The following is a 23,421-nucleotide window of genomic DNA, read 5'->3' as shown; positions in this document are numbered from 1 at the left end:
GCTGCAGAAACGGCTGCAGGAAAAAGATAAATGGAACAAGCGCATACCCAGCTTATCGCGCAACTGAATGAACGTATTTCCGCGGCAGATAACACGCCGCTGTATATGAAATTTGCGCAAACGGTGAAAAACGCTGTGCGTAGCGGGATTCTGGAGCATGGAAACATCCTGCCCGGCGAGCGCGATCTCAGCCAATTGACTGGCGTTTCGCGAATTACGGTTCGTAAGGCGATGCAGGCCCTGGAAGAAGAAGGTGTCGTGACGCGCGCCCGCGGTTACGGGACGCAAATCAACAACATCTTCGAGTATTCGCTAAAAGAAGCGCGTGGTTTTTCACAGCAGGTGGTGTTGCGCGGTAAAAAACCAGATACGCTGTGGGTTAACAAGCGGATTGTGCCTTGCCCGGAAGAGGTAGCGCAGCAGCTGGCTGTTGCCACGGGGAGTGACGTCTTCCTGCTCAAGCGCATTCGCTACGTAGATGAAGATGCGGTTTCTATTGAAGAGTCATGGGTTCCTGCCCATCTAATCCATGACGTGGATGCCATCGGCGTTTCACTGTATGACTATTTTCGCAGCCAGCATATTTTCCCGCAGCGCACTCGCTCACGTGTCAGTGCCCGAATGCCTGACGCAGAGTTCCAGGCGCACATTCAAATGGACAGCAAAGTGCCGGTGCTGGTGATCAAGCAGGTAGCGCTTGACCAGCAGCAACGGCCCATTGAATACAGCATCAGCTATTGTCGAAGCGATCTATACGTGTTTGTGTGCGAGGAGTAACGCCTCGCGCGTAGGGGCGCAATCGCCGCCGCGATGCCCTACCACCCAGGACGCCACGGCGTTTCCAAGCAGTACCGCGTCAGCCAGCGACCAGCCAGACGCCAGTCCCGCCAGCATGCCGCCAGCGTGGCTGTCACCAGCGCCAATGGTATCAACGACCGCTGTCGCAAATGCCGGTATGCAACCGGAAGTTTGCGTGCTGAAATACCACGCACCGTCTTTATCGTGGCGTACCACCACCGGTGTGGCAAAACGTTGCACCCATTGTGCGCCAAAACCTTCTACATCCTGGCTTAATGCAAACCGCTCGGCGGCAATTTCCGCCTCCTGCCGATTGAGCGATACCAGTGGACGGCAGGCCATAATTCTTGCCAGTAAGGGCTCGGGAATGTCGCCGATGCGTGGGCCAAAATCGATAAACGGCGTCACTTCCTCCAGCCCTTCCAGCCAATGCACCAGCAACTCACCACACGGAGAGGCTAACTGATAGCCCGAGAGATAAACCAGGCTGTGACGTGGGATCTCCAGCTGTGCCAGCCAGTCAGCGTTCCACTGATTTTCGACGCCACTAAAGGACATAAAGGTACGTTCGCCATCCGGCTCGACCAGAGCCAGGCACCAGCCGTTATCGCCTGCGGCGTTATCGATCAGGCTGTGCAGTCCCTCTTTTGCCATCCGGTTGCGGATAATATCGGCCCACACCCCCTGACCCAGCGGTAAAGCATTACTGGCGTCGATACCTAACCGCTTGAGTGCTACGGCAATATTGAGCGCACAGCCGCCAACGTTCACCCCTTGCTGTTTGAGTTCAATGTCACATCCGCGCCAGGGAAGGGCATACGCATCGGCAATGACATCAATCACCGCCGCACCCACCACCGTAACGGGTCGCTGTGTGCGTAACTGCGGGAGAAGTTGTTGCAGACGCGTGGTGCTCATAGTGCCTCCCGCTGCTCGCGCAGTCGCATCAATCCACTGGCGTAGCGGATAAAGTCCAGCTGATTTACCGCATCGAGCTCATGTTTCAATGCCGGATTAATCGCACTTACGCCGTGGAGCGCGCCACAAATGGCAGTTGCCATCGCCCCGATGGTGTCGGTATCGCCCCCGAGGTTCGCGCACAGAATGGCGCAGCGGTTAGGATCGGTCTGCGCCAGCTCAACCATAGCGATGGCGCATGGCACGGATTCAATGGTACTGGTTCCGGCCCCTACAACCTGATACAACTGCTCGCAGGCAGACTCAATGCCGTCAGCGTTACGGACAATTTTCAGCGCCAGTTCAAGGCGTGCAGAGAGCGATGCGCTAAAGGTAGTGATCCTTTTTTGCTGCGCATGTCGGGCAATGGCTGGCAGCGCGTCGACAATCTCTGACCATTTTCCGCCATCGATAGCGCGTGATACCGCCCATGCGACCACCACTGCGCCAGCGATAGCCAAATCCGATTTATGCGTCGGGCTGGAGGCTAATGCCACATCATCGATAAAGGCATCGAGATCGCGCGCGGGGAGCAGGCATCCCAGCGGTGAAACGCGCATTGCCGCTCCGTTGGTAACGCCGTTATTTTCCAGTTCGGCGACAGGTTTGCCGTCGCGAATGGCTTTTAGCGCAATTTTTGAGGTCGGGCCGAGCACGTTTTTATTAAAAGCATCAAAACGTTCGGCCCAGGCCAGAATATTGCGGCCAATAACGTCGGGTACAATCTCTCCGTCGCACTCAAGCAGGGCATCAGCCAGACACAGCGCCATGGAGGTGTCATCAGTGAACTCCGCCTGGTTAAAATAGCAGGCGGCATTATTCTCCGCAGGGCCGGGTAAAAAACGGTCGATCCAACCGAAATGGGCTTTAACCCGGGTTCTTGGCCACAGTTCCGACGGCATACCCATCGCATCCCCTAACGCCTGCCCATAAAGAGCACCGAGAATACGTTCTGCTTTCATTTTACTTCCCCTTGTTTCAACGCTACATCGCGATCGTCCACCTTAATGGCGGTGATTTCTTTATCTGACTCGCGAAAGAAAATCATAAACATTACGGCAATGACGGCGATCATGACCGCGCCAAATCCCCACATGCCAGCCCAGTTAAAGGTAAGACCATTCACCGGTTCCTGATAAGCAAACATTTTTTCCATCATCACGCCGCCCAGACGATAACCGAGCAGGCTACCGAATCCCTGACAGCAGAGGGTGATAAGCCCTTGCGCCGCGGTGCGCATATGTACGGGCGCTTTTTTATCGACATAAATGTAGGCTGTGACGTAGTAGAAGTCGTAACTGACGCCGTGCAGCAGAATGCCGAGAAACAGCAGAGCGTAAGTGAAATATTCTTCCGCGCCGCCGTAAACGAAAAATCCGTAGCGGATAGCTGCAGTAATAAGACCAAGCAGTAATACCTTTTTAATGCCAAAGCGTTTGGTGAAAAACGGTAGCGCCAGCATAAAGAAGATTTCAGAGAACTGGCCCAGCGTCATCCAGCCGGTGGCGTTTTTCATCCCGACTTCTGTCAGATAACCGTTGGCAAAGATGTAATAGAACGCCAGCGGCATCGCGAACAGAAAAGAGCAAAAGAAAAATACGAGGAAGTTCTTATCCCGCAGCAGGATCAGCGCATCCAGACCCAGCATGACCTTGAAATCCATTTTGCCGGTACTTTTCGGCGGCGTATCCGGTAAAAAGAACGCAAAGACGCCTAACAGAGCGGAGCTTCCGGCAGTGATAAGCAGAGGAATATTGGTAGGGGAGATGTCACTATAGCCAAGCATTTGCGGTAAGAAACCGCAGGCCAAACCAGAGGCGATCCAGCCAATGGTCCCCATCACACGGATGCGCGGGAAATCACGCTCAACGTCACTGACGTTGGCAAAAGCGATACTGTTGGTCAGCGCAATCGTCGGCATATAGGTCAACGAATAGGCCAGTAACAGCGGGAAAAATCCGCTGAAGGTGGTTTGCTGCGCGGCGAAGTACATCAAAATAGCGCCGACGAACATCAGCACCGCCAGCACTTTTTGCGCGGAGAAAAAACGGTCAGTGACAGAACCGACCAGGATGGGCGATAGGATCGCAGCAATCGCGGTACAGGCGTAGGACCAGCCGATCTCCCCGGCGCTAAAGCCACTTTTACTCAGCCACAGCCACAGCGGTACAAACCAGGCGCCCCAGATAAACCACTCTACAAACATCATGAACGACAGCTTAACTGTAGTTTTCATCTTTAAATCCTTCATGACAGGTAAGGTACGCACTGATAGTACCATTCGATAATACCTTTAAAATACCTTTGAGGTCTAAATTTGACCGCCTTAACATTATTTCTTCCTGAATCGAGCCAGCAGAAGTTGCTGAAAAGTGCGCTAAAGATGGAAAAAAAACGCAGTCGGTACCAGGCTTATTGCTGCCCGCAACAAAGCGGGTCAGGACAATCCACATTCCGGTTTCAAATCGGAACTTACGGGAGCATAGCTATGACTGATATTGCGCAGTTGCTTGGCAAAGATGCCGACAACCTTTTACAGCATCGTTGTATGACCATTCCTTCTGACCAACTTTACCTGCCTGGACATGATTACGTCGATCGCGTGATGGTGGATAACAACCGTCCGCCAGCGGTGCTGCGTAATATGCAAACGCTGTATAACACGGGCCGACTGGCCGGGACAGGTTATCTGTCAATTCTACCGGTGGATCAGGGCGTGGAACACTCCGCGGGGGCATCGTTTGCGGCTAACCCGCTGTACTTTGATCCGAAGAATATTGTGGAACTGGCTATCGAAGCAGGGTGTAACTGCGTGGCATCGACCTATGGCGTGCTGGCTTCCGTCTCCCGTCGCTACGCGCACCGCATTCCGTTTCTTGTAAAAATTAACCACAACGAAACGCTGAGCTACCCCAATACGTTTGACCAGACGCTGTATGCCAGCGTAGAACAGGCATTCAATATGGGCGCGGTTGCGGTAGGGGCAACCATCTATTTCGGTTCAGAGGAGTCCCGTCGCCAGATTGAAGAGATTTCTGCGGCGTTCGAGCGTGCTCATGAACTGGGGATGGTCACCGTGCTGTGGGCGTATCTGCGTAACTCCGCGTTTAAAAAAGATGGCGTGGATTACCATGTTTCCGCCGATCTCACCGGGCAGGCTAACCATCTGGCAGCCACTATCGGGGCGGATATCGTTAAGCAGAAAATGGCGGAAAATAACGGCGGGTATAAAGCAGTCAACTTTGGCTACACCGACGATCGCGTTTACAGCAAGCTGACCAGCGACAACCCAATCGATCTGGTGCGTTATCAGTTGGCGAACTGCTATATGGGGCGCGCCGGATTAATTAACTCTGGCGGTGCGGCTGGCGGCGAAACCGATCTGAGCGATGCGGTACGTACGGCGGTGATTAACAAACGTGCTGGCGGCATGGGGCTGATTCTTGGACGAAAAGCATTCAAGAAAACCATGGCTGACGGCGTTAAGCTGATTAACGCCGTGCAGGATGTTTATCTGGACAGCAAAGTCACCATTGCCTGATCCCAGTTGGAGTGTCGTCGTGTTAACGCAGTAGCGGACAACCCGGCGGCAGTCTGCAACGTAGCGCTGCGGGCAGGATTTCAATATGAAATTCTTGTCCGCTAAGCGGTTCGCCATCGAGATTAAACGTAATTTCGTGCGGGGCGCGGATATCAAACCACGATGATGCGCCTTCGATGATGTTAGGGTTGTCTTCGGATTGCGTTAACGCCGAAAGTAGCCCTGGCAGCAGCTCTTCGCCGGTAAAAATACGCAGTTGCAGCAGACCATCGTTGATCAGCGCCGTCGGGCAAAGCTGTTGCCCACCACCGGCCTGACGACCATTACCGATACCAATAACCAGCGCCTTACCCTGCCAGTGAAAATCTTCCCCACGAATGTCGCAGATATCGGGTTTGAGCGTATCCATGCGCATTAATCCGTGAATAAAGTACGATACGCCACCTAATGCGGCCTTGAGTTTTTCTGGCGTCTCGGTGGTGATGCGTGTGCCGAAGCCGCCGGTCGCCATATTGATAAAACAGGTTTTATCATTGACCTGAACCATATCGATATCAGTCGCATTTCCGGCGATAGCTAGTTTTAACGCCTTATCAAGGGCGTCGGGTATGCCTACGCTGGTTGCAAAATCATTCGCCGTTCCCAACGGTAAAATACCGAGCGCCGGGATATTGCCGCCCTGCGACTGGATCAGCGCCGTCGAGACTTCGTTAATTGTGCCGTCGCCGCCGCCGGCAATCACCGTTGCAACGCCTAACTGGCGAGCTTCATCAACGTAGCGTTGGGCGTCGCCTTTTTCCCAGGTAACGCGAACATGGATTTCCACGCCTTCATCGCGTAGCTCTGCAATGACATCACGCAGGGGGAGATTATCAGCACTTTTTCCATTGAGGATCAGTAAACTGGCAGGGAACGCTATCATCCGTTTGCCTCACTTTTTTTCGTTTTAACAAGTGTACGCCAGGAATGGGTTTATGGCGTAAGAACTGACTGAAAGCGAAGGCGAAGAGATAAAAAAAGCCGCAGGATGCGCAATACTGTTCAGTTAAGCATTATGGGGAACATGTGATTCTTGCTCAGGGTTCCGTTCACCTCGGCGGTAGCAATTCTCTGAAGCGCAGATACCCGTGAACGTGCAAGGGAGGCTCACCGCCGCCTCCCTTGCAACCCAGGCTCCCGGCGGGAAAATCGTCGCTGTGCGATTCATTCGTCTTATGCCGTCTGCCTGTCGGGTCGGGGCCGGGCCTGCGTCCCTGCAGGCCGTCCCCTCTGCCCGCATCCCTGCGGGCAGACCCGGTCAGCCGTCAACGCCTCATCGATTTTCAGCCGGACCGGGGTCATCGCTGCAACGCACTGACTTCCAGTTAACTCTGTTTTGCTGTTCAGATAAAAAACGCAGGGAGCCGGGATTGTAAAGGGCGTGGCGGAGAACGCCCTTTACACGTTCACAGGAACCGGTGTTTCAGAGAAACGATGCACATGAGGTGAACGGAACCCTTACCGTGAGATAGCATATTCATAACTTCTGCCAACACAGGTGATGCTTTCTGATACAGAGGCGTTAACTGAACCGCATTACGCAGAATGCGGCTTTTCAGATTGGGTGGACGTTACTGTGGGAACCACTGATCGCTGATTTTTTGGTACGTGCCGTCAGCTTTGATTGCGGCCAGCGCGCTATTCAGTTTTTCCAGCAGGGCTTTGTTATCCGGGCGAACCGCAATGCCAAGACCAGTACCGAAGTATTGTGGGTCGGTCACTTTGTCAGTGGCTACACCTAACTGCGGGTTGGTTTTCAGCCACTCGTTAACCACGGCGGTATCGCCAAATACGCCATCAATACGACCATTTTTCAGGTCGATAATCGCATTCTGATAGCTGTCGTAGGCCACGGTTTTCACTTCAGGGTGTTTGTCCTGCAGGTATTTCTGGTGCGTGGTACCGTTTTCCATGCCAATGCGTTTCCCTTTCAGGTCGGCAAAGGTTTTATAGGTGTCTTTTTTCGCAATCACCAGCGCGGAGTTTGCATAGTAAGGCTGAGTAAATGCCACCTGCTTGCTACGCTCAGGCGTGATGTCCATTCCGGAAATCACCGCATCATATTTTTTGAATTTCAGCGCGGGAATCAAGCTATCAAAAGCATGATTGGTGAAAGTACAGTCAGCCTGCATTTGTTTACACAGTGCTGTTGCCAGGTCGATGTCAAAACCGACAATTTTATTGCTTGCATCCAGTGACTCAAATGGCGGATAAGTCGCTGATACACCAAAACTAATTTTATCAGCAGCTGAGGCGCCAGCGGCGAAAGTAGCAAGTAATGCGGCCAGTACTAACTTTTTCATGGTGGAACTCCCGTCTGTCAATCTTATGATTATTTACCGTGTCTGCGGCGTGAATTAACAATGCCATTTAATGAATTTATATGCAATAAAAATGATTAACTATTTTTTCTGATATAAAAAAAGACGGACAATTTAGGTTGTTGTCCGTCTTTTTTATTTTGGCTTTATGCATATTCACCGGAGAGTGTACAACGGAAGATGAATCGTAGCCTGATAAGCGTAGCGCCATCAGACATAAAAACCGATTTAATTCCGGTGTTCAAACGCCAGCGCTTTACGTTCGATCAAGCGCATCATCAGCGTCAGCAAACCGTTGACGATCAGGTAAATCACACCCGCCGCGCCGAAAACCATGACGTCATAAGTGCGACCATACAGCAGCTGACTATAGCCCATGACTTCCATCAGCGTGATGGTGTATGCCAGTGAGGTACTTTTAAACACCAGCACCACTTCGTTGGAATACGAGGAGAGGGCGCGTTTAAAGGCGTACGGCAACAGAATCGCCAGCGTATCCTTCTTACTCATCCCCAACGCTCCACAGGACTGCCACTGGCCTTCCGGGATTGCGCGGATAGCACCGTAGAACAGCTGGGTGGTATAAGCCGCACTATTTAACGATAGCGCAATTAAGGCGCACAGCCACGGTTCAGAGAGCAGGTGCCACAGTACCGGATACTCCTGTAGCGTCGGGAACTGCCCTGGCCCGTAGTAGATCAGGAAGATTTGCACCAGCAGCGGAGTACCGGTAAACAACGTGATATAGGCGCGAACCAACCAGACCACAATCGGCGTTTTTAGCGTCAGGATGACGGTGAAAACCAGCGCCAGCACCAGAGCAACCACGATGGAGGCGACCGTCAGCGTCAGGCTGGTATGCAGCCCTTTTAACAATTCAGGTAAATACTCAAGCATTAGCCTGGTCTCCGCTCAAATCGTGTCGCGCGCAGGTCAATGCGTTTGAGAATGTACTGACTCACCAGCGTAATCACCAGGTAAATAGCCGCCGCCACAATGTACCAGGTAAACGGCTCCTGGGTACGGGTGGCAATGCTCTTGGTTTGCAGCATCAGATCGTTCACGCTGATAAGGCTGACCAGCGCGGTATCTTTCAGCAATACCAGCCACTGGTTACCCAGTCCCGGCAGAGCGTGACGCCACATCTGCGGCATCACCAGGCGAAAGAAGATCGCGGCTTTAGACAAACCCAACGCCTGACCTGATTCCCATTGTCCGAGTGGTACGGCCTTCAGCGCGCCACGCAGCGTTTGCGACGCGTAAGCCGCATACAGCAATGACAGCGCAATTACACCGCACAGGAACGGGCTGACGTCGAAGTTTTCGATCTGCATCTGAACCGGGATTTGTACAAACCCGAGATTGATCGTAAAGCCATCGGCCAGCGTCAGCAGCAGCTGTGAAGAGCCGAAATAGATGAACAGAACCACCAGAATTTCCGGCAGACCACGCAGGATGGTGACCAGAGCTGAGCCCGTCCATGCCACCGGACGCCATTTTACTGACTCCCAGACGGCAAAAAACATGGCGAGCGCGAGGCCAATAATCAGCGCACAAACGGCAAGGCCGACGGTCATCCCGGCGGCGCTTGCTAAAGGAAAAAATTCATTCATCAAGTATTACTTCTGGAACCATTTGTTGTAGATGGTCTCGTAAGTCCCATCTTTCTTCACTTTTTCCAGCGCAGCGTTAAATTTCTGCTGCAGCTCGGTATTGCCCTGGCGCACAGCGATGCCCAGACCCGTACCGAAGTAATCTTTATCCGTCACTTTGTCGCCAACTGCGGCCAGCTTTGGATTATCTTTCAGCCATTCGGTCACCACTGCGGTATCACCAAATACGCCGTCAATACGACCATTTTGCAGATCGAGTTTGGCATTCTGGTAGCTGTCATACGGTACGGTGGTCACTTCCGGATGTTTATCCATGATGAATTTCTGGTGCGTAGTACCGTTTTGTACACCGACTTTTTTGCCTTTCAGCTGGTCAATGCTGGTGTATTTACCCTGTTGGCCAACAAACAGGGCAGAGTTGTCGTAATACGGGGTGGTGAACAGAACCTGTTTTTCACGCTCTGGCGTGATGTCCATACCGGCCATCACCGCGTCAAAACGACGGAATTTCAGGCTCGGGATCAGGCTGTCGAAGGCCTGATTGGTGAAGGTACAGGTCGCGTCAATCTCTTTACACAGCGCATTCGCCAGATCAACGTCAAACCCTACGATTTTGTTATTCGCATCAATAGATTCAAACGGAGGATAAGACGCTTCGGTGGCGAAACGAATGGTTTGGGCTGCGGTAGCGGAAAGGCTAAAACCTGCGATTAGCGCGGCAATCAGAACTTTTTTCATTGTATTGTCCCGAATCTTAGTGAGAGAGATAGTTTTTAAACGCTTCGGTTTGCGGGTTGGCAAAGCAGCTCGCATCCCCAAACTCGACGATATGACCGTTTTCCATATACACCACACGGCTGGCCGTTTTACGTGCAACTTCCACTTCGTGGGTGACGATCACCTGAGTAATGTTGGTTTCCGCCAGTTCACGAATGATGCTGACGATTTGGGCAGTAATTTCCGGATCAAGCGCTGCGGTAGGTTCATCAAACAGCAGCACCTGCGGCTCCATCATCAACGCGCGGGCAATGGCCACACGCTGTTGCTGGCCACCGGAGAGATGCAGTGGGTAGCGATCGCTGTACGGCTTCAGGCGCAGACGTTCCAGCAATTTTTCGGCACGCGCCAGCGCTTGATCTTTTGTCAGACCCAGTACGCGGCAGGGCGCTTCAATCAGATTCTGCACAACCGTGAGATGCGGCCAAAGGTTGTATTGCTGGAAGACCATGCCCACGTTCTGACGCAGCTCCCGAATGGCTTTGTCTGACGGGGTCTTCGTGAAGTCGAAACGGTTACCCGCAATAGAGAGCGTGCCCGAGCGCGGCATCTCAAGCAGGTTGAGTACGCGCAGCAGCGAGCTTTTCCCGGCTCCACTTGGGCCAAGTAACACCAGTGTTTCACCCTGAGGGCAATCCAGCGTGATATCGAACAGCGCCTGATGTGCGCCGTAGAAGCAGTTAATGCCGTTTAATTGAATACTCATTGACACTCGATACTGGCAGTCTGATAGCTATTGAAGCCGCAGATACTACCTTTGACAGAATAGTTATGCAATATTTATGCGTTAAAAGTTAAATGCAAACCGCATTCTTATCTAAACATAGCACAAAATAGCGGGGCCACCAGTGGGCAAGAATAATTGTCGGCATTCTATGCAGAATGCCAGACAATTTATGGGGGTTATGGTTCAGGCGGGTGAATGGGGCGGTTAGCGGTTTTCGACAGACTGGCGCAGCGTCCCGGCTGGCGCGTGTACGCTGCCGCCCAGATAGCGGACATCGTCAACTACCCAGCACTGGCCTTCGCGGATCATCAGCACTTCATCACGCCAGCTTTGGTCACCCTGTTTAAGCTCTACGCGCAGCGGAATGTTGCGTGCATCACTATTCGGAATGGTCGATGCGCTGGCGACGCTGGCACTGTCCGGTAACGTAGCGCGACTAGAGAACGGATCGCTGTTAAACAGATCGCGATGCGCGTTATCACGGCTGGCATCGTTCAGCAGTTTCGCCAGGTTGTCGCTGAGGTACGGACGAAGGGGGGTAATGTCATTGTTTCGGTGCTGAATACGGTAATCATAGAATTGTTGAGCCACGCTGTCTGGCCCGCCTTCTACGCATGAGCCGCTACGCGTGCCGTTATCTTTGTAGGCCGGCGTTACGGTAGTACAGGCGCTGAGAAGTAGTGCACATGGAACCAGCAGAGAGAGTTTCGAGTAGCGCATAATGATTTCCTTATTAGCTTTCTACTATTAGTGTTCTACGTTGATTTACATGTCATACTTCAAGTTGCTTGTGCGTTGGCTACGTGCGTTCACCCCAGTCACATAGTTATCTATGCTCCTGGGGATTCACTCTCTTGCCGCCTTCCTGCAACTCGAATTATTTTGTGTAAAGAATATATCCTTTCAATGATAGTGGATCGGTTCGATAATGCTTTTGAGATCGTGCTCTTAGCGCAAAAAGGAGATTTACCATGCAGTTTTCGACTACCCCTACGCTGGAAGGGCAGAGCATCGTGGAATACTGCGGTGTTGTGACTGGCGAAGCCATTTTAGGCGCGAATATCTTCCGCGATTTCTTCGCCGGCATTCGCGATATCGTCGGCGGTCGCTCCGGCGCGTATGAAAAAGAGCTGCGTAAAGCGCGTGAAATTGCTTTTCAGGAGCTTGGTGAACAGGCAAAAGCGCTCGGTGCTGATGCGGTAGTCGGTATCGATATCGATTACGAAACCGTAGGCAAAGACGGTAGCATGCTGATGGTGAGCGTCAGCGGCACCGCGGTGAAAACTCGCCGATGAAGCGTCTGCTGTCTCTGCTGGCATTAACGCTGCTGCTGGTAGGATGTGCTGGCGAAAAAGGGATTGTCGACAAAGACGGGTATCAGTTAGATACCCGTCGTCAGGCGCAGGCTGCTTACCCGCGCATTAAAGTGCTGGTTATCCATTACACGGCCGATGATTTCGACTCTTCTCTGGCTACGCTGACCGATAAAAACGTCAGCTCGCACTATCTGATCCCGGCAGTGCCGCCGCTCTACCACGGCAAACCGCGTATCTGGCAACTGGTAGCGGAAAAAGATCTGGCCTGGCATGCGGGGATTAGCTTTTGGCGCGGCGCTACGCGAATTAACGATACCTCGATCGGCATTGAGCTGGAAAACCGTGGCTGGCAAAAATCGGCGGGCAGCAAGTATTTTGCGCCGTTTGAACCCGCGCAAATTCAGGCGTTAATCCCCTTGGCGAAAGATATTATTGCCCGCTATGACATAAAACCGCAGAACGTGGCGGCCCATGCGGATGTCGCACCGCAGCGCAAGGACGATCCAGGTCCACTGTTTCCATGGGAAGAACTGGCTGCGCAAGGAATTGGCGCGTGGCCGGATGCTCAGCGGGTGGCGTTTTATCTTGCCGGGCGAGCGCCCGATACACCGGTAGAAACCTCATCATTGCTCGATCTGCTGTCGCGCTATGGTTATGAGGTAAAACCTGAAATGACGCCGCGTGAACAGCGGCGGGTGATTATGGCCTTCCAGATGCACTTCCGCCCGACGTTGTGGAACGGCGTGGCGGATGCAGAAACTCAGGCGATTGCCGAAGCGTTACTGGAGAAATACGGGCAGGGTTAACGCGGCAGCTTGCCGTGGTCACGCAGCCAGGCCGCGGTACGCTCAATCCCTTCATCCAGCGTCACAACGGGCTGATAACCTAATTCTTCCTGAGCGCGGGTGGTATCCAGCGTAAAGTCAAAATTCAGCTTCGAGACGCCGTAATGCGTAAGCTTTGGCTCTTTCGCGGATTTATTGCCTAGCCGCTCCATGCTGCGGGCAATCATGTCCAGCATCGGGTAGGGCACGGAGCGGATGCGGCAATCAATATTTAGCTCGTCGATAAGTTTCTGCACAATACTGCGCAGGGTGCGATGCTCGCCGTTGGTAATGTTGTACGCGCGACCCGACGGCAGATTATCGCAGGCTTGCTGACTTGCCAGCCACATCGCGTGCACCGCATTCTCGTAGTAGGTCATATCCACCAGCGCACTTCCGCCGTGCGGCAACAGGATGCTGCCGTAGTGGTACATCATATGGGCCAGGCGCGGGATAAAGACTTTATCGTGTGGTCCGAACAAGCTTTGCGGACGCAATACCGTAAAACGGGTCTGCGGGTTGGCCTGTGTCAGCAACGCAATCACATCTTCGCCAGCCGCTTTACTGCGGGCGAATTCATTGGCGAAGCGTTGGGGGCGGAAGTCCTCTTTGATATCGCGATGGTGGTGATAATCAAAATAGAGCGACGGTGATGAGATATGAATGAAGTTACGAACGCCCCAAGCCACGGCCCACTCGCCCAGACGGCGGGTTGCGCGAACGTTGGCCAGATCGAAAGCTTCCTGAGTTCCCCATGGTGAGGTAAAACTGGAGCAGTGCCACAGCGTATCGATACCGGCGAGCATCACTTTTGCCTGCGAAGAGACCAGCTCGGTCAAATCGGCATGCACAAACTCTGCGCCCATTTTCTCCAGCAGCTTGCCCATCGCTTCGTTGCGACCGGTAGCTCTGACGCTGACGCCTTTGCTGCATAAAAACTCAACCGCGTTTCGGCCTAAGCCGCTGGTGGCTCCGGTAACCAGTACCTTCATATCAATCCACTGTGTTTAAAAAACGTCGTGCGCATTCTTCCGTGAATTTCGTCTGTATGCAATGGGAAACATGAAAGAATACAGGCTCTTTTTATCATGAGTCTGTGATTTGTTCTGCAAGTTTAGCAATACGCTTCGCCATCCCTCTGAAAATGAACAGATGCGCCGGGATCATCAGCAGCCAATAGAAGAGGCCTGGCATGCCGTGCGGATGCCACCAGGCGCGGACATCAATGCGTCGGTGGTCGCCTTTATCTTCCAGCGTGAAGCTCAGTCGACCCAATCCTGGCGCTTTCATCCCAAACAGCAGCGTCAGCTGTTTTTCTGGCTCAACGATGATCACTTTCCAGCTATCAACGGTATCGCCAACCTGCAACAGAGAGTGTTGCGGTCTGCCTTTCGCCAGCTTATGGCCGACCAGCAGGTCCAACGCCGCGCGCGTTTTCCATAAAATATTGCCAAAGAAATAGCCTTCTTTGCCGCCGAGGCGATTCACCACTTGCCACAGCGCCTGCCGACTGGCGGAGGTTTCAACGCTAAAGCCAGCTTGTTTAGCGAAATAGCCATATTCGGGGCGCCAGCGGGCAAATGCCTGCGCGTCGTAACCCCAGTCGCTGGAATTGACCAGCTTTTCTTCTTCTTTCAACGTGCTGCGCACCGCGTCATCAAAGGCAATCAGCTTTTGCGGGATCAGGGTGCGTAATTCGGTGTCATCGGCCAGCAGGTCGTGTTTTAACCCCTGTATCAGCGCTTTTGCCGTGGTCGGCGGCACTGACGTTATGACGTTCAAAAACCAGACCGAAATCCAGCGGGTAGGAAAGGGGACAGGGATGAGCAGGCGATGTTTACCGCTGACCGCCATAAAATGCTCGAACTGCTCCTGATAGCTCAATACCTGCGGCCCGGCGGCTTCGAGTACGCGGTGTTGGCGTGTAGGATGATCCAACAACGCCACCAGGTAGTACATTAAATTCTCCAGCGCGATAGGTGTGGTACGCGAGCGCACCCAGCGCGGAGGGGTGAGTACCGGCAGGTTGTAGACCATGTCGCGCATCACTTCAAAGGCGGCAGAACCTGCCCCTACGATAATACCAGCGCGCAATTCGGTCATTGGCACGCCTGATTCGCGCAGGGTGTCCGCGGTTATCTGTCGCGCACGCAGATGATCGGATTGTTCATGCCGGGGAGCCTGTAATGAGCTCAGGAAAATAAGCTGTTTGACTGGCGTATCACGTAGCGCATCGCGCACGTTCATTGCTACCTGGCGCTCATGGGCGATAAAATCACCGCCTTCTCCCATGCCATGGACCAGGTAATAGACCGTATCAACGCCGGTCAGCAGCGGCGTTAGGTTATCTGGCCAATTCAAATCGACCTTATGGCAACTGACGTTGGCCAACTGCTGCTTTTCCAGCCGCTCGATGCGGCGTGCCGCAGCCAGCACCTGATGCCCTTGCTGACTGAGCGCCTGTACCAGATGCTGACCAATGTAGCCACTGGCGCCAAGAACCAAAATCCGTTGCGGCACGCCTATCTCCTTAGCGGGTTAAAAAAGCGCGCCAGTGGGCGACGACTTCAGCAAGCTGTTCACGCGATACGTCCAGATGCATCACCAGACGCACAATCGGCGAGGCGTTAATCAGCACGCCTTGCGCTTTCATGTACTCGCCCAGTGCCGCAGCGTGTTCTTCGCCAACGCGGACAAACAGCATGTTGGTGTCGTGGCGCATGACGTCCGCTCCTGCTTCGCGCAGTTGTTCCGCCATCCAGGCGGCGTTGTCATGGTCTTCTTGTAAACGCGACACGTTATTTTTCAGCGCATACAGTCCCGCCGCCGCCAGAATACCGGCCTGACGCATTCCGCCGCCGGTCATTTTACGCCAGCGAATGGCGCGCTTGATGTACTCGTGGCTGCCGACCAGCAGTGAGCCTACCGGCGTTCCTAAACCTTTGGAGAGACAAATGGTGAACGAATCGCAGTATTGCGTGACATCTTTTAACTCACAGCCATAGGCGACGATGGCGTTAAAAATACGCGCGCCGTCGACATGCAGCGCAAGATTGCGCTCACGGGTGAATTCCCAGGCCTCTTTCAGATACTCGCGTGGTAGCACTTTGCCGTTGTGGGTGTTTTCCAGGCTGAGCAAACGCGTGCGGGCAAAATGGATATCGTCCGCTTTGATTTTTGCCGCCACTTTGTCCAGCGGCAAAGAGCCATCCGGCATGGCGTCGATAGGTTGCGGTTGAATGCTGCCGAGCACCGCTGCGCCACCCGCTTCGTAGAGATAGTTATGTGCGCCCTGACCGGCGATATACTCTTCTCCGCGCTGACAATGGCTGAGGAGAGCCACCAGGTTCGCCTGAGTGCCTGTGGGTAAGAAAATTGCGGCTTCTTTGCCAGAAAGCTCGGCTGCGTATTGCTGGAGGGCATTAACGGTAGGGTCATCACCGTAGACGTCGTCCCCGACCGGGGCAGCCATCATCTCTTCGAGCATGGCGCGACTTGGCCGGGTGACGGTATCACTGCGTAAATCAATCACGGGCATTCCTTTTTAAGTGAGGTAATGCCCTCTGTTTTACCTGAGCCAGTTAGTTTTCGCCAGTTCGATCACTTCATCACCGCGCCCGCTGATGATTGCGCGCAGCATATACAGGCTAAAACCTTTAGCTTGTTCGAGTTTGATCTGCGGCGGGATCGCCAATTCTTCTTTCGCGACGACCACATCGACCAGCACCGGACCGTCAATCGACATCGCCCTTTGCAGCGCTTCATCAACCTCTGAGGATTTCTCCACGCGAATGCCCGTAATGCCGCAAGCCTCGGCAATCCGTGCGAAATTTGTATCGTGCAGTTCGGTGCCGTCGGTCAGATAACCGCCAGCTTTCATCTCCATCGCCACAAACCCCAACACGCTGTTGTTGAAGACAATAATCTTCACTGGCAGCTTCATTTGCACAACCGACAGAAAGTCGCCCATCAGCATGCTAAAACCGCCGTCACCGCACATTGCGACAACCTGACGTCCCGGTTCGGTCGCTTGCGCGCCGAGCGCCTGCGGCATGGCATTGGCCATCGACCCGTGGTTAAACGAACCGATCAGACGGCGTTTACCGTTCATTTTCAGATAACGTGCCGCCCACACCGTTGGCGTGCCAACGTCGCAGGTGAAGATGGCGTCGTCAGCGGCAAAATGGCTGATCTGCTGCGCCAGATACTGCGGATGAATGGCTTTATCGCTGGGTTTGGCTAAATCATCCAGCCCTTTACGCGCCTCACGATAGTGTTCCAGCGCTTTATCCAGGAACTGCCGATCGGTTTTTTCTTCCACCAGCGGCAGCAGGGTGCGGAGTGTGGATTTAATATCGCCTACCAGCGCCATATCAACTTTACTGTGCGCGCCAATGCTCGCCGGATTGATATCGATCTGAATAATCTTGGCGTCGGTGGGGTAGAACGGGCGATAGGGGAACTGGGTACCTAGCAGGATCAGCGTGTCGGCATTCATCATGGTATGGAAGCCGGATGAAAAGCCGATCAGCCCGGTCATGCCCACGTCGTAAGGGTTGTCGTACTCAACATGCTCTTTACCACGCAGGGCGTGCACAATCGGCGCTTTTATTTTAGCTGCAAACTCAACCAGTTCTTTATGCGCACCGGCGCAGCCACTGCCACACATCAGGGCGATATTACTGGAGTAGCGTAGCAGTTGCGCTAGTTTTCTGAGCTCTTCTTCTTCCGGAGTGACCACCGGGAGCGGCGCATGATACCAGTGAGTGCTGGCGCTTTCAGGTGCTGGCTTCAGCGCGACGTCGCCGGGTAATACCACCACGGAGACGCCGCGGTTGAGCACCGCTTTACGCATGGCAATTGCCAGCACCTGTGGGATCTGTTCAGGGCTGGAAACCAGCTCGCAATAGTGGCTACATTCGCGAAACAACTCTTGCGGGTGGGTCTCCTGAAAATAACCGCTGCCTATCTCACTGGATGGAATGTGTGCGGCAATTGCCAGTACCGGGACGTGGTTGCGGTGGCAATCAAACAGGCCGTTAATCAGGTGCAGGTTGCCTGGTCCACACGAGCCAGCGCAGACGGCCAGTTCTCCCGTCAACTGCGCTTCAGCGCCCGCGGCGAAGGCCGCAACCTCTTCATGACGGGTTGGCATCCAGTCAATCGTTCCCATACGATTCAGACTGTCACTAAGGCCATTTAGCGAGTCACCCGTCACACCCCAAATGCGTTTAACGCCAGCTTGTTCAAGTGTTTTAGCAATAAAAGCGGCAACCGTTTGTTTCATGGTTTTCCTTCTCCTTTAATGTGATACCGGTTACAAGTTTAGATGAAGATAATAGTTATGCTTATCATTACCTCTTATTTCCGGCAGGTTTCATTAAGCCTGTATTAAGCGTAGTTTGTTATTGGACATGGTGAAACAAGGAATAAATTCAAATGGTTATAAAACTATTAAATACAGTTAACCGGGTACTGACTCATGAAGATTTTGGCAAGTTTTTGTTACGTATTGCCGTGGGGGGATTAATGCTGTTTCATGGGCTGCATAAACTGTTCGCGGGTATTGATGGCATCGGTGGCATGCTGATAGCGAAAGGTTTCCCCGGCTTTATTGCGTATGGCGTTCTGCTGGGAGAGGTTGTGGCACCGTGTCTGATTATTCTTGGGATCCTGACGCGTCCGGCGGCGTTGGGGCTGGCGTTTACGATGGTGGTGGCATGGCTGATGGTCGGGATGGGTGAAACCTGGTCACTGGATAAAACCGGCGCATGGGCAATTGAAAGTCTGGTGTATTTCTTCATCGGCGCTCTGGCCGTGGCATTTTTGGGCGCGGGGCGATTCTCCGTTGCCGGAAACTCGGCCTGGCGATAGTTTGCCATCCGAGAATCAATACAGAGGCGGGAATGCGTTAACCTATCTCCGCCTCGCCATTAAATCTGGCCGCTAATCCATGTCGACACTGCTCCACAGTTTGTGCCGACGTCTCAGTGCACGTTGCGTCAATGCCTTTGCCATCGCGGTGCCTATTTCAGCGCTAACCACCAACCCCTGAATAAAGGGACGGTCGTGCATCAACCACGGCAGTCCGCCAAAGGCGATGCGGTTGCGGGCGTTTTCCGGCGCTTGCAGCGTGTAATCTTCGCCGATATCCGGGATCTCATCGCCACAGGCCAGCAGTTGATCGCGTAGCGTTGGGAACGGAATATCTTTGCTCTGCAATGCCCGTTGTCCTCGGGCGTCAATAAATACATCAAATTCACTGCGCTGACCGTGGTGGTAAATGACCGTCCTTTCCTGCTCATTCGTACGCTCATAATCCTTGCCGAGTGCGAGGATCTCAATCAGCCCGGCATCGTGCAGAGCCAGCAATCGGCGGATAGATTCAGACGGGATTGCCGCATAGTTATCAATAAAGACGCGCGCCAGTCCGTGCCTGAAACTTTTTTCGTCGTGAGCATCAAGATGAGGAACGATCTCTTCAATAACCTCGTGTAGGCGCAATAAGGTATAGCGCCAGGCGACGGTATGTTGTTCCTGCTTGTTGCGTTCAACCTCCACCAGGTTACGCCTCGCCCAGTCAAAAGGGTCATGCTTGAGCCTGTCGGCAAAATAGACCTCGGGGAATGTGTCGGCGTTAAGCGTTGCAAGTGCTACCTGTTGGCACCACCCTGGCGCCGCGTCTTGCAGTTGTTGCACAATAAGCCGGAAGATGCGGTCCAGTAATCCGTTTTGGCCCTCGGCAATGGCGTTTTCAATCGCTTCTTGCGTCGCGATATTCAGCGGTTCATAGGGAAGAGGGCAGTAAAAATCCGCCTCAGGCAGCACACCGCTGCGCGACATCAGGGTCAGCTTCAGGTTTTGGCTGTCGGGTTTACGCGTGAACTGCAGTGAACGGTCGGTATTGGTGGTGAAGGTACCATGCTGACTGACCACGGCCATCGCCGCGTCGATAGCGCTTAGCGAGGTGCCCAGAATACCCACCCTGCAAGCGCTAATCTGCGCCTCCATCAGGCCGGTCCACGGACTGGGGAAAAACTTGCGTGCTTGAGCATCAGTTTCTGGCCACAGATGGCCGCTGGCGATAGCGGCGAAATCCACTTCGACGGGCTGTGACGCGTGATTGATCCACAGGGAGACCCCAGTCGGGTTTGCTTGCAGGTCGGTGACTTTACTTGATTCATATACGCGAATTGTGAACCCGGATCTTTGCGCTTTATCGACAATGGCTAAAAAACGATCGCGATAATAGTCGCCGAGGATCACCCGGGGCAAAAATTGCCGCTCATGCAACGATGTACGTTCAAGCCGAAACTGCGCCAGGTATTCATCGCTTTGATTCTGTAGCCACGTCAGATAACTGATATAAATCGGCGGGATCTCAATGCTGGCTATATTGGCCAGCATGTGGTCTGCGTTGTTGTCGCTGTTATAAGGCATGCCTACGCCAGCTTCCTCAGCTTGCTCATAAAGCTGTATCTCCAGCGGTTCACCGCGCTCAACGAGGGCATGAAACGTATAAATTCCGGTGGGACCTACGCCGACGATGGCCACTTTTTTCATGGGGATCCTTTGTAGAAAGTTCGACGCGGTAGTCGGGGTTTTGCTTAACCTGTGCCAGGTAAGTGTGGTCGATAATTCGCAGGAGGAGGACGGTATTTTGCCTGGGAGGGTGAAAAAATCGGAATTTTGCAGCGTCTGACAACATAAAAAAAGGCCACCCGATATAACCGGGTAGCCTTTTGTACATCAGATATCGGCCAATTACGCCAGCACTAAATCACCCTGCGGATGACAGGAGCAAGCCAGCACATAACCTTCAGCAATTTCTGCGTCGGTCAGCGTCATGGTGCTACTGACCGTGTAGTTACCGTCAACCACTTTGGTTTTGCAGCAGCCGCAAACGCCCGCACGGCATGCGGCGACAACCGGCACTTTATTGCTTTCCAGCGCTTCCAGCAGCGTACTGCCTACCGGCGCATAAAACTCTTTTGCCGGCTGCAGTTTGGTGAACTTCAGACCGCTGGTGGCGGCTTCAGCTACCGGGGTGAAGAACTGCTCTTTAAAGAAGCGTGTCACGCCCAGCGCGTTGACTTCTTTCTCGACCAGATCCATATACGGCGCCGGGCCGCAGGTCATCACGGTGCGCGAAGCCAGGTCCGGTACGCTTTGCAGCAGTTCGGTGGTCAGTCGGCCGGAAACAAAACCGTCAGTGGCATTGTTTTCAGCAACTAAGGTCACCGGATACTCGCGCCATTCGTCGGCAAAAATGACATCTTGCGGTGAACGAACGTTAAAGATCACCTGCACATCTGCCTGTGGGCGGTATTTTGCCAACCAGCGACGCATTGACATGATTGGCGTGACGCCACAGCCAGCGGCCAGCATCAGGAACCTGTCTTCCGCTTTATCTTCACAGGTGAATTCACCCATTGCATCGGACAGCCAGATATAGTCGCCGCGCTTCACGTCGCGGGTTAACCACTGTGAGCCTGAGCCATCGTCAATGCGGCGGATGGTCAGCGTGATGAATTCGCTAACGCCCGGCGTTGAAGAGAGGGTGTAAGCACGCAGCGTGTCCGCTGAATTACGTACGCTGACCAGTGCATACTGCCCGGCGCGGTACGGATAATAGTCGTGGCACAGCAACGAAATCGTCCATACATCCGGCGTTTCCTGATGGATGTGATGAACCTGCATCCGCCATGGGCACTGATGAGTTGGCATTGTCATTCTTTACTCCTTACGCGCTCAGCAGTTGCTTCATATCTTCTTCAACGGTGGTCACGGAGCGCAGACCGAACTTCTCGTTGAGAACTGCCAGCAGGTCCGGCGTGAAGAAGCCAGGCGCAGTCGGGCCAGTGACGATGTTTTTCACACCCAGAGACAGCAGGGTCAGCAGAATGACAATCGCTTTCTGTTCGAACCAGGAGAGCACCAGAGACAGCGGCAGATCGTTCACGCCACAGCCCAGTTTCTCAGCCAGGGTTACTGCCAGGATGATGGCAGAGTATGCATCGTTACACTGACCTGCATCGACCAGACGCGGCAGACCTTCGATATCGCCGAACTCCAGTTTGTTGAAACGGTATTTACCGCACGCCAGAGTCAGGATCAGGCAGTCGTCCGGCACGCTGGTGGCGAAGTCGGTGAAGTAGTTACGTTCGCCACGCGCGCCATCACAACCGCCAACCAGGAAGATGTGACGCAGTTTTTCGCGGCTTACCAGGTCGATCAGGGTATCAGCCGCGCCCAGCAGAGTCTGACGACCGAAACCAACGGTGATCAGGTGCGGAATTTCGCTGTACGGGAAGCCCGCCATCTGCTGAGCCTGAGCAATTACCGGAGCGAAGTTGTCGCCTTCGAGGTGGCTTACACCCGGCCAACCGACGATGCTACGAGTCCAGATACGGTCATCGTAGGCGCCAACGGTTGGGTCGATGATGCAGTTAGAGGTCATTACGATTGGGCCCGGGAAGCGGGCAAATTCAACCTGCTGATTCTGCCAGCCGCTGCCGTAGTTACCGATCAGGTGTTTGAACTTACGCAGTTCCGGGTAGCCGTGCGCTGGCAGCATTTCACCGTGGGTATAGACGTTAACGCCGGTACCTTCGGTCTGCTCCAGCAGGTTGTACAGATCTTTCAGGTCGTGACCGGAGATCAGGATGCACTTACCTTCGGTTGCTTTGACGTTGACCTGAGTTGGCGTCGGGTGGCCGTATTTAGTGGTTTCGCCAGCATCCAGAATGCTCATCACTTTGAAGTTCATCTGGCCGATTTCCATTGAGCACTCCAGCAGAGCGTTCATATCGGAAGGCCAGGTTCCCAGCCATGCCATGATTTTGTGGTACTGAGCGTAGATGTCGTTGTCGTACTGACCGAGAACGTGCGCGTGCTCCATGTAAGCTGCCGCACCTTTCAGGCCGTACAGGCACAGCAGACGCAGGCCGAGAATGTTCTCGCCGATGGCTGCTTTGTCTTTGTTCGGGGTAAATTCAGCGGCCTGACGTTGCAGGTCGCCCAGATCGTCGCTGACCAGTTGCAGATCGGCCATCGGGTTAGCGACCGCTGCGTTCGCGTCGATGTTCAGGCATTGCGCTTTCAGGGCGTCGCGCATGGCGATAGCTTCACGGGCATAGCCAACAATACGCGGAGAATCGAAGTTAACGTTGGTCAGCGTGGAGAAGAATGCACGCGGCGCAAAGTTATCAACCTCATGGTCGATGATGCCGTATTCACGTGCCTTAACAGCCCATGCAGACAGACCTTGTAGGGAAGCAATCAGCAGATCCTGCAAATCGGAGGTTTCAGCCGTTTTACCGCACATACCCTGCGCGTAAGAGCAGCCGTTTCCTGCCGGAGTACGGATGGTTTGTTCACATTGCACACAAAACATGGTCACACCTTTTAAAGTTATATTTAATATACATGTTTAAGGTTATGCCTGTGCGCGAAGGGATAAAAGGGATTTCTGCTACAACTTGCAGGGAGATTGATTTAGCGCAATT

22 protein-coding genes are annotated in these 23,421 nt (G+C 53.5%); 5 read left to right on the top strand and 17 right to left on the bottom strand.

Annotated elements, in window-relative coordinates; all coding sequences use genetic code 11:
• Positions 1–30: 30 nt before the first annotated feature.
• A complete protein-coding gene (locus N0B36_RS08180) occupies positions 31–777 on the top strand; it encodes a GntR family transcriptional regulator (RefSeq protein WP_016153677.1) in 747 nt (248 codons plus the stop codon).
• On the opposite strand, the gene N0B36_RS08175 is transcribed toward N0B36_RS08180, so the two are convergent.
• From N0B36_RS08175 to N0B36_RS08165, 3 genes are read right to left on the bottom strand one after another with little or no spacing between them, the layout of a single operon-like run.
• Positions 751–1,716 carry a PfkB family carbohydrate kinase gene (locus N0B36_RS08175; protein WP_200080100.1) on the bottom strand — a complete coding sequence of 322 codons (966 nt, stop codon included), beginning with the start codon at positions 1,714–1,716 and terminating at the stop codon, positions 751–753. The two genes, N0B36_RS08180 and N0B36_RS08175, sit on opposite strands and share 27 nt — an antisense overlap.
• Entirely contained in the window at positions 1,713–2,717 is a 1,005-nt protein-coding gene (locus N0B36_RS08170; RefSeq protein ID WP_019077202.1) for an ADP-ribosylglycohydrolase family protein, read from the bottom strand. Before N0B36_RS08170 ends, N0B36_RS08175 begins: the two co-directional genes overlap by 4 nt.
• Positions 2,714–3,991 (bottom strand): nucleoside permease, encoded by a 1,278-nt coding sequence (locus N0B36_RS08165; RefSeq protein ID WP_016153674.1) that lies wholly within the window; start codon positions 3,989–3,991, stop codon positions 2,714–2,716. Before N0B36_RS08165 ends, N0B36_RS08170 begins: the two co-directional genes overlap by 4 nt.
• Before the next feature lie 252 nt (positions 3,992–4,243).
• Here N0B36_RS08165 and fbaB point away from each other — a divergent pair, with 252 nt between their 5' ends.
• The gene (gene fbaB, locus N0B36_RS08160; protein WP_016153672.1) at positions 4,244–5,296 is read left to right on the top strand and encodes a class I fructose-bisphosphate aldolase; all 1,053 of its coding nucleotides are present in this window, start codon (positions 4,244–4,246) and stop codon (positions 5,294–5,296) included.
• A gap of 22 nt (positions 5,297–5,318) precedes the next feature.
• On the opposite strand, the gene yegS is transcribed toward fbaB, so the two are convergent.
• The 7 genes from yegS to N0B36_RS08125 all read right to left on the bottom strand — a co-directional run bounded on the left by yegS (position 5,319) and on the right by N0B36_RS08125 (position 11,493).
• Positions 5,319–6,218: a lipid kinase YegS gene (gene yegS / locus N0B36_RS08155; protein ID WP_016156953.1), complete on the bottom strand. Its 900-nt coding sequence runs from the start codon at positions 6,216–6,218 to the stop codon at positions 5,319–5,321.
• Positions 6,219–6,906: 688 nt separating this feature from the next.
• Positions 6,907–7,638 carry an arginine ABC transporter substrate-binding protein ArtJ gene (artJ, locus tag N0B36_RS08150; RefSeq protein WP_016153670.1) on the bottom strand — a complete coding sequence of 244 codons (732 nt, stop codon included), beginning with the start codon at positions 7,636–7,638 and terminating at the stop codon, positions 6,907–6,909.
• Positions 7,639–7,884: 246 nt separating this feature from the next.
• On the bottom strand, positions 7,885–8,553 hold the full coding sequence (artM, locus tag N0B36_RS08145; protein WP_016153669.1) for an arginine ABC transporter permease ArtM: 669 nt from the start codon (positions 8,551–8,553) through the stop codon (positions 7,885–7,887).
• Positions 8,553–9,269: an arginine ABC transporter permease ArtQ gene (artQ, locus tag N0B36_RS08140; protein WP_016153668.1), complete on the bottom strand. Its 717-nt coding sequence runs from the start codon at positions 9,267–9,269 to the stop codon at positions 8,553–8,555. The genes artM and artQ overlap by 1 nt, the downstream gene beginning before the upstream one ends.
• 6 nt (positions 9,270–9,275) lie before the next feature.
• Positions 9,276–10,007, bottom strand: coding sequence for an arginine ABC transporter substrate-binding protein ArtI (gene artI, locus N0B36_RS08135; protein ID WP_003027298.1), 732 nt, complete (start codon positions 10,005–10,007; stop codon positions 9,276–9,278).
• Between the two features lie 16 nt (positions 10,008–10,023).
• Entirely contained in the window at positions 10,024–10,752 is a 729-nt protein-coding gene (gene artP, locus N0B36_RS08130) for an arginine ABC transporter ATP-binding protein ArtP (protein WP_016156950.1), read from the bottom strand.
• A 225-nt stretch (positions 10,753–10,977) separates the two neighbouring features.
• A complete protein-coding gene (locus N0B36_RS08125) occupies positions 10,978–11,493 on the bottom strand; it encodes a lipoprotein (RefSeq protein ID WP_016153666.1) in 516 nt (171 codons plus the stop codon).
• 251 nt (positions 11,494–11,744) lie between these two features.
• On the opposite strand from N0B36_RS08125, the gene N0B36_RS08120 reads away from it, so the two are divergent.
• On the top strand, positions 11,745–12,068 hold the full coding sequence (locus N0B36_RS08120) for a heavy metal-binding domain-containing protein (RefSeq protein WP_001160725.1): 324 nt from the start codon (positions 11,745–11,747) through the stop codon (positions 12,066–12,068).
• The gene (locus N0B36_RS08115) at positions 12,065–12,895 is read left to right on the top strand and encodes an N-acetylmuramoyl-L-alanine amidase (protein ID WP_259687048.1); all 831 of its coding nucleotides are present in this window, start codon (positions 12,065–12,067) and stop codon (positions 12,893–12,895) included. Before N0B36_RS08120 ends, N0B36_RS08115 begins: the two co-directional genes overlap by 4 nt.
• Here the strand turns inward: N0B36_RS08115 and N0B36_RS08110 are convergent.
• The 4 genes from N0B36_RS08110 to poxB form a co-directional block, all read right to left on the bottom strand.
• Complete coding sequence (locus tag N0B36_RS08110; RefSeq protein ID WP_016153664.1) at positions 12,892–13,905, bottom strand: NAD(P)-dependent oxidoreductase; 1,014 nt, start codon at positions 13,903–13,905, stop codon at positions 12,892–12,894. The two genes, N0B36_RS08115 and N0B36_RS08110, sit on opposite strands and share 4 nt — an antisense overlap.
• 94 nt (positions 13,906–13,999) lie before the next feature.
• Positions 14,000–15,433, bottom strand: coding sequence for an SDR family oxidoreductase (locus N0B36_RS08105; RefSeq protein WP_016156947.1), 1,434 nt, complete (start codon positions 15,431–15,433; stop codon positions 14,000–14,002).
• A 10-nt stretch (positions 15,434–15,443) separates the two neighbouring features.
• A complete protein-coding gene (gene ltaE / locus N0B36_RS08100) occupies positions 15,444–16,445 on the bottom strand; it encodes a low-specificity L-threonine aldolase (RefSeq protein ID WP_137352637.1) in 1,002 nt (333 codons plus the stop codon).
• A gap of 36 nt (positions 16,446–16,481) precedes the next feature.
• Positions 16,482–18,200, bottom strand: coding sequence for a ubiquinone-dependent pyruvate dehydrogenase (gene poxB, locus N0B36_RS08095; protein ID WP_016156946.1), 1,719 nt, complete (start codon positions 18,198–18,200; stop codon positions 16,482–16,484).
• Positions 18,201–18,352: 152 nt separating this feature from the next.
• Between poxB and N0B36_RS08090 the strand changes: the two genes are divergently transcribed.
• Entirely contained in the window at positions 18,353–18,787 is a 435-nt protein-coding gene (locus tag N0B36_RS08090) for a DoxX family protein (RefSeq protein ID WP_047501022.1), read from the top strand.
• A 72-nt stretch (positions 18,788–18,859) separates the two neighbouring features.
• Here N0B36_RS08090 and N0B36_RS08085 read toward each other — a convergent pair whose 3' ends face one another.
• The 3 genes from N0B36_RS08085 to hcp all read right to left on the bottom strand — a co-directional run bounded on the left by N0B36_RS08085 (position 18,860) and on the right by hcp (position 23,309).
• Entirely contained in the window at positions 18,860–20,476 is a 1,617-nt protein-coding gene (locus tag N0B36_RS08085) for an FAD-NAD(P)-binding protein (RefSeq protein WP_259687047.1), read from the bottom strand.
• A 201-nt stretch (positions 20,477–20,677) separates the two neighbouring features.
• On the bottom strand, positions 20,678–21,646 hold the full coding sequence (gene hcr, locus N0B36_RS08080; protein WP_259687046.1) for an NADH oxidoreductase: 969 nt from the start codon (positions 21,644–21,646) through the stop codon (positions 20,678–20,680).
• A gap of 10 nt (positions 21,647–21,656) precedes the next feature.
• Complete coding sequence (gene hcp, locus N0B36_RS08075) at positions 21,657–23,309, bottom strand: hydroxylamine reductase (RefSeq protein ID WP_016153657.1); 1,653 nt, start codon at positions 23,307–23,309, stop codon at positions 21,657–21,659.
• Positions 23,310–23,421 lie beyond the last annotated feature (112 nt).

It is taken from the genome of Citrobacter sp. XY323 (assembly GCF_025106035.1).
GTDB lineage: Bacteria > Pseudomonadota > Gammaproteobacteria > Enterobacterales > Enterobacteriaceae > Citrobacter > Citrobacter braakii.
This window is presented reverse-complemented; position numbering and strand designations above follow the sequence as displayed.